Here is a 6,685-nt window from a genome sequence, read left to right as displayed (position 1 = left end):
GCGGGGAGAAGATCTGGCCGTACGCGGGGAAACCCGTGGCCATAAATTGCGCGGTATTTGGCCGCACACGGGGAGCTTACGGAGACCGCCGTCACTGCGCCGTCTCGACGACTCCCGTCTGCTCGACGATCCGCCCCCGTACCGGCGCAGCCCGGTACTGCGCGGACCCCGTCATCTCCTGATCGAGCGCATCGCGACCTGATCGGCCGAACGAACGCTGCGACCGGGGCGGTGGGATCGTGACGCCGTTCACCAGCGCAGTCCGTGCCCTCTTGTCAGGATCGCGTGCGGATCGTACCGGCGCTTGGCGGCGGCCAGAGTCCGCCACTGGTCGCCGTAGTGGGCGCGCCAGTCCGCGGGCGCCATGGGCAGGGCGTTGATCGGGTAAGCGAACGCCCCCATGGATTTCGCGTACTCGTACGCTGCCCGGTTGGCCGCCACCATCGGCTCGACCGCCTCCGTCCCGCCGGGCGGAGCGGTCCGCAGCAGGGAGAAGAGATAGAGCAGCTCACCATCCGGGCGGCGCAGCATCGGAGCGCGCAGCCGTTCGGAGAGCAGCGGGTAGAGCAGCACGAGTCCTGTCGTACGCAGATCCTTGAAGCCGCTGTCGGCCAGGACCTCGGTCACCACGGCCGCCGCGGTTCGCTCGGGAAGCAGCAGATTGAGCCAGGGGTGGGGACGCCCCCACTCTCCGGTGGCCGTCAGGAGCCGTTCCTCGTGGGCGACACGGTCGGCGAACTCGGCGTACCCCAGATCGGTCACCTCCTGTATGTCGGGGTCGTGCGCGAGATCCCCGATCAGCCGGGCGTCATCGGGCGGACGCTGCCCGGTGTGCGCCGCGACCGCCTCGATCATGTACTGCCAGCGCTGTCCCGGCGCGGGACGTGCCTGCCCCTCCACATAGAGGAAACGCCGCTCGTGGGCGAGGCGCCGCTGGTCCGTCAGATAAGCGGAGAGGTCGGTGTAGTAGAGGCAGTAGCGGCGGACCGTTCCGGGAGCGGGTACCAGGCGCAGTGTGGCCCGCACGATGATCCCGTACTGACCGAGACCGGCCAGTACGGCATGGAACAGGGCGGGATCCCGCTCCGGTGAACAGGTGACATGCTCACCCGTCGCGGTGACGACCTCCAGCTCCTGGACCGAGTCGGCGACCAGGCCGGAACGGTGGCTGGCGCCCCCGATGCCGCCGGTGCACAGCACTCCGCCGACGCTGGCGCCGAGATAATCGGTGAGGACCGGGGGTGTCAGACCGTGGGGGATGACCGCGTCCATCACGTCGCGCCACAGCGCCCCGGCCTGGACGGCCGCATGAGTCCCCGTCACGGTCAGGACCTCGTTCATCTCGGCCATGTCGATCACCAAGCCGCCCGGGGCCTGCCCCTGCCCGAACAGGGAGTGCGCTCCGCCGCGTACGGCGACGGGCAGGCCCCGGGCGGAGGCGAAGGAGAGGAGTTCCCGAATCTCCGCGACCGAGCGCGGCCGCAGCACCCCCAGTGGCCGGCCGCTGACGATATGGCCGAAATCCCGCGACGCGTCCAGCAGCGCATCGTGGTCGGTACGCAGGAGCCCCGCATATCCGGAGAGAGAAGTATTGTTTTCGGTCATGCCACCCATCCTGAAACGCTTCCCCGAATAACAGGTGTCAGAATTTTGCCAAATGTCCGCTCCTGATCAGATCCGCACTCCGCGCCCCTTTCCCCGACCGGCGGACCGGCTCGTCGATTTCCGGAATTTCTTCGGCAGTACCGGACGAGGGGGCGATCACGTGCTTCCCCACGCACCATTCCAGCATTTCCCGGATTCCGTTGACCGAGACAGTGAACCAGCGCCTGGCCGGATATCACCATACGGTGGCCAGTTCATCCAGCGGGCCGCGGCGGGGCAGGCCAGAGCGTCGCATTCCGCACACCCTCGCGGTCGGCGTCTTCAACCGGCACCCCGGATACACCGAGGCTGCTCACGAGAACCCCCTTCGATCGCCGCGGTGGTGACGTTACGTCAGGCGCAACCACCATGAGGCACGCTTCGACAAAGTCGCAACACGCACCTGCTCAAATTTTTCAAGATTTCCCCAAGCCGCACATTGGTTCCGTCGATAAAGTTTACGTTCGACCGGATGAAGCACAGAATTCCAGTCATGAAAACTTCGAACCGCCGGCCTTACACAGACCTTCCGGGGCTTATGTCGCGATTGACAGGAGACGAGCGGCACGAATCGTCTTCGTCCTCCACGCTCGATGTCCTTTGGGTCCTGTACGACCAGGTGCTGAATGTTTCACCGGAGACGGCCGACCACCCGGACCGTGACAGATTCCTGCTGTCCAAGGGGCACGGCCCCATGGCCTACTACGCGATCCTGGCGGCCAAAGGCTTTATCGAGCCCGATCTGCTGGACGGCTGGGCGGGTTTCGCGTCTCCGCTCGGCCACGAGCCGGACCGGGTGCTGGTGCCCGGGGTGGAGATGTCGGCGGGCTCGCTGGGGCACGGCCTGCCGATCGCGGTGGGCACCGTGCTCGGGCTGCTCGCCCAGGACCGGCCGGGGCCCCGGGTCTTCGTCCTGGTCGGCGACGGGGAGTTCGACGAGGGCAGCAACCACGAAGCCATCGCGCTGGCCGGCCGGCTCGGCCTGGAGCAGCTCACCGCCGTCGTGATCGACAACTCCACCGCCAGCCACGGATGGCCCGGCGGCATCGCGCGCCGCTTCGCCGTCGAGGGCTGGCAGACCGACACCGTCGACGGCAACGATCACGAAGCCCTGCGCGCCGCGTTCACCGCCGACCATCCCGGACGGCCCCTGGCCGTCGTCGCCCGGATCACCCCGAACACAACAGAGGCGGGACGATGACCGTATCGGTCGAGCAACTCGACACGGCAGGAAAGCGTTTCTACCCCGACATGCTCCTCGCCTTCACCGAAACCGTCTCCGAAGCCATGGACACCGACCAACGCGCCGCGGTCGTCCTGGCCGACATCTCCACCCCGGAGTTCGCCGCCGCGGCATCGCGCCATCCCGCCCGTGTCATCAACGTCGGCATCCGCGAACAGCTGATGATCGGCGTTGCCTGCGGCATGTCCCTGACCGGATTGCGCCCCGTCGTCCACACCATCGCCTCCTTCCTCACCCAGCGGCCCTACGAGCAGATCAAGCTGCTCGGCCACCAGGGCGCCGCCGCGGTCCTGGTCGGCTACGGAGCCTCGTACGACATCACCGAACAGGGCCGCACCCACTTCGCCCCCGAGGACGTCGCGCTTCTGGACACCCTCCCCGGCTGGACCATCCACGTACCCGGCCACCCGGAAGAAGTCCGTCACGTGCTCCTGGACTCCCTGCGCGGAGACGACCGCGTGTACATCCGTCTCTCCTCCCGCTCCAACACGCAGGCGTACCCCACCGACAGCTTCCAGGTGCTGCGCCAGGGCCGCGCCGGAGTCGTTCTCGCCGTCGGCCCCACCCTCGACGTGGTCCTGCGGGCGACCGCCGGACTCGATGTGACCGTGCTGTACGCCGCGACCGTGCGCCCCTTCGACGACACCACCCTGCGCGCCGCCGTCCTGGCCGCCGACCACCCCGACATCGTCCTGGTCGAGCCGTATCTGTCCGGCACCTCCGCGCACCGTGTCAACAGCGCGCTGACAGACGTCGCCCATCGCGTACTCGCCCTCGGTGTCGGCCGCGACACCGAGCTCCACGCCTACGGCACCCCGGAGGACCACGACACCGCACACGGAATCGACGAGCCCTCCATCGCCTCCGCCGTCCGCCGCTTCCTGCGCTGACCACGGGCGATCCAGCACCGTTCGACCGGCCCACCGCACCGGCCCCGCGCCGCAGGTGAAGCACCCACGCCTGCCGGGCCCGGCTGCCGGTCTCCCGCCATACCGGCAGCCGGGCAGGGTTCCCCTCCGCCCGGCTGCCGGTATGCGGTTCGGCTCATGACGGTCCGGCGGCGCGATCCTCCCGTCGGCTCGGGCGGAAGACCAGCGGGATCGGGCGGCTCGGGCGCCTCCATGGCCCGCGCGGAGCGCGCTCGGAACACGCCGGGGCCCGCTGAGAACACGCGTCCGGAGGGGCGCACTCGCCGGGGAATGTCCGCCTCCGATGATCCCGATTCCCTGGTGTACCACCCACCACAGCGACTACGTTGAGTGCCCGAACCGTCACTCGACCGGCCACAGGCTGAGGTGATTCCCCATCAGCACGCCTCTTTCGTCCTCCTCTTCGTCGTCCCCTCTGTCTCCCTCGTCCCCCTCGTCCCCGTCGTCGCTCGCCGTCTGGCTGCGCACGCTGGACGCCGAGCGGCTCCGTGATGTCCTGGCGGCGCGGAGCGATGTCGTACGGGACACCGCGCCGCGCTCGGTGGTCGAGCTGGCGGAGCGGCTGGGCCGGGCCGCCTCTGTGGCGCTGGTGCTGCCGTTACTGCCGAGACCCGTGTTGCAGACCACCGAGGCACTGGCGGCGCTGGGGACTCCGGTGCCGGTCAGGGCGGTGGCGAAGCTGCTGGGGGCGGAGGCCGACCGGGGACCGCTGGCCTCGGTGCTGCGGACGCTGGCCGATCACGCGCTGGTGTGGCCGCTGCCCGACGGGCGGCTGCGGATGGCGTCCGCGCTGCACCAGTGGTGGCGGGCGCCGCTCGGGCTGGAGGCGCGGCTCGGGCCGCTGCTCTCCGACAAGAGCTCCGACGAGCTGCGCAAGATCCTGGAGACACTGGGCCGGCCGCTCGGCAAGACCAAGCAGGATCGTTTCGACCAGATCCTGGAGCATCACCGCGACGCCTCGGCGGTCAGGGCGCTGGTGGACGCGGCGCCCGGCGACGTACGCACGCTGCTGTACGGACACGCCGAGCGCGCCTCGGCGGTCGGTCCGGCCGGCTCCACGCGGTACGCGGACGAGCGGTGGGCCACCGACCGGGCGCTGCTGGTGCGCCGGCACTACGGGTCGCGTACCTCGATGCCCGCCGAGGTGACGCTCGCCCTGCGCGGTCCCGACTGGCGCGCGCCGTTCGATCCGCTGCCGCCCCGGCCCGATCTGCACCGGCTGACGGTCGCCGAGGTCGAGGGCGAGGCGGCGGCCATGGCGGCGGAGCTGACCGGGCACGCGGCGGCGCTGCTCGCCGAGTGCGCACGGCGGCCCCCGGTGCTGCTGCGGACCGGCGGGGTCGGCCCCCGTGAGCTGGCCCGGCTCGGCAAGGCCGCGCAGTGCCCGGAGCCGGTGGCGCGGCTGGTGCTGGCGTGCGCGTACGCGAGCGGGCTGCTGGCCCGTGAGGGCGAGACGCTGCCGGTCACCGCGGCGTACGACGTGTGGGCCGCGCAGGAGCCCGCCGAGCGGCTGGTCCGGCTGTTACGCGCCTGGTGGACCCTGGGCCGTACGCCGACCCACACCCATGACCCGGCGGGCAGGCCGCTGCCCGCGCTGGAGACCGCGCCGCCCGCCGCGGAGGCGGTGCTGACCCGCCACGCCCTGCTCACGGCGGCGGCCAGGCTCCCCGTCACCCACGGGCTGCGCGATCCCGCCGCCCTGGGGCGGCTGATCGGCTGGCACCGTCCACTCGCCGTGGAGCACCCCAGGGACGCGACGCCGTTCGCCGCGCTGGTGCGGGAGGCCGAGCTGTTCGGGGTGGTGGCGCGCGGCGCGCTCTCCCCGCTCGGCGCGGCCCTGCACGAGCACGGCCCCGGTGGCTCCGCCGGTTCCGCCGACTCGGGCGGCGCCCTGGCCGACAGCGCCCGGCGGCTGCTCCCCTCGGCCGTCGACCACGCGCGGATCGGCGCCGACCTCACGGCGGTGGTCCCCGGTGTCCCCTCGGCTCGGCTCGCCGCCGTACTGGACTCCGTCGCCGTCCGGGAGGCGCGCGGTACGGCCTCCGTCTGGCGGTTCAGCGCGGACTCCGTGCGGGGCGCGCTGGACGGGGGCAGCGACGAGCGGGCGATCACCGAGGAGCTGACGGCGGTGGCCGAGGGGGAGCTGCCCCAGCCCCTGCGCTATCTGATCCGGGACACCGCGCGCCGCCACGGCCATGTCCGGGTCGCCCACGCGGGCAGCGTGATCCATGGCGTACAGCCCGCCCTGCTCGCGGAGATCGCGTCCCACCGGAAGCTGGCCCGGCTCGGTATCCGCGCGCTCACCCCGTCCGTACTGCTCTCGGGCATGCCGCTGGAGGAGACGCTGACGGCCCTGCGCGCCGAGGGGTACGCGCCGGTCGGCGAGGAGGCCGATGGCACGGTCCACGCCGAGCGCGTGGAGCGTCCGCGCGCGGGGACGGCGAAGGCACCGGCGCTCCCCCGCCCGCGCGGTCCCCGTACCGGCCCGGCCGTCCGGACGGACCGGGCGCCCGTGCCCGATCTGGCCGCGCTGGCGGCCGGGCTGCTCGCCGCCCCGGACGACCCGCTCGACGGGACCCCCTACCTCAACCGGACCGAGGAGACCCTCGCGGAACGCTGCCCGCCGCACCTCAGCCGCGGCGAGCTGCGCCGGCTGACCCGCGCCCTCGACGCGGAACGGCCCGTCACCATCGAGTACGCGGCCGACGACGGCCGCACCGTGACACACACCCTGAGCGATCCGTTCCTCGACCCGCCGGATCTGCTGGGGCGGTGCCCCGGGGAGCTGTCCGAGCGCGCGTTCGCGCTCGACCGCATCCGGTCGGTGGTGCCGGACTGAGAGGTAGGGGACCGGCGCCCGCCCGCACCC

General features: G+C 71.7%; 5 protein-coding genes. 4 read left to right on the top strand and 1 reads right to left on the bottom strand.

Annotated features, from left to right (window positions below; genetic code table 11):
* On the top strand, positions 1–202 hold a 202-nt coding region (locus ACIP8W_RS23940), incomplete at its 5' end, for a hypothetical protein (RefSeq protein WP_402204536.1).
* A gap of 47 nt (positions 203–249) precedes the next feature.
* Here ACIP8W_RS23940 and ACIP8W_RS23935 read toward each other — a convergent pair.
* Positions 250–1,605 (bottom strand): FAD-binding protein, encoded by a 1,356-nt coding sequence (locus tag ACIP8W_RS23935; protein WP_401950237.1) that lies wholly within the window; start codon positions 1,603–1,605, stop codon positions 250–252.
* Positions 1,606–2,116: 511 nt separating this feature from the next.
* On the opposite strand from ACIP8W_RS23935, the gene ACIP8W_RS23930 reads away from it, so the two are divergent.
* The 3 genes from ACIP8W_RS23930 (at position 2,117) to ACIP8W_RS23920 (ending at position 6,655) form a co-directional block, all read left to right on the top strand.
* Entirely contained in the window at positions 2,117–2,845 is a 729-nt protein-coding gene (locus ACIP8W_RS23930) for a thiamine pyrophosphate-dependent enzyme (RefSeq protein WP_401950240.1), read from the top strand.
* 50 nt (positions 2,846–2,895) lie between these two features.
* Positions 2,896–3,777 carry a transketolase family protein gene (locus ACIP8W_RS23925; RefSeq protein ID WP_401950478.1) on the top strand — a complete coding sequence of 294 codons (882 nt, stop codon included), beginning with the start codon at positions 2,896–2,898 and terminating at the stop codon, positions 3,775–3,777.
* A 580-nt stretch (positions 3,778–4,357) separates the two neighbouring features.
* Entirely contained in the window at positions 4,358–6,655 is a 2,298-nt protein-coding gene (locus tag ACIP8W_RS23920; protein WP_402204534.1) for a helicase-associated domain-containing protein, read from the top strand.
* Positions 6,656–6,685: the final 30 nt, after the last annotated feature.

It is taken from the genome of Streptomyces sp. NPDC088554 (genome assembly GCF_044752945.1).
Classification (GTDB): domain Bacteria; phylum Actinomycetota; class Actinomycetes; order Streptomycetales; family Streptomycetaceae; genus Streptomyces.
This window is presented reverse-complemented; position numbering and strand designations above follow the sequence as displayed.

Excerpts from the sequence above, each read along its gene's own strand:
- ACIP8W_RS23930 (WP_401950240.1), top strand. The coding sequence starts at position 2,117 with ATGAAGCACAGAATTCCAGTCATGAAAACTTCGAACCGCCGGCCTTAC.
- ACIP8W_RS23925 (WP_401950478.1), top strand. The coding sequence starts at position 2,896 with ATGCTCCTCGCCTTCACCGAAACCGTCTCCGAAGCCATGGACACCGAC.
- ACIP8W_RS23935 (WP_401950237.1), bottom strand. The coding sequence starts at position 1,605 with ATGACCGAAAACAATACTTCTCTCTCCGGATATGCGGGGCTCCTGCGT.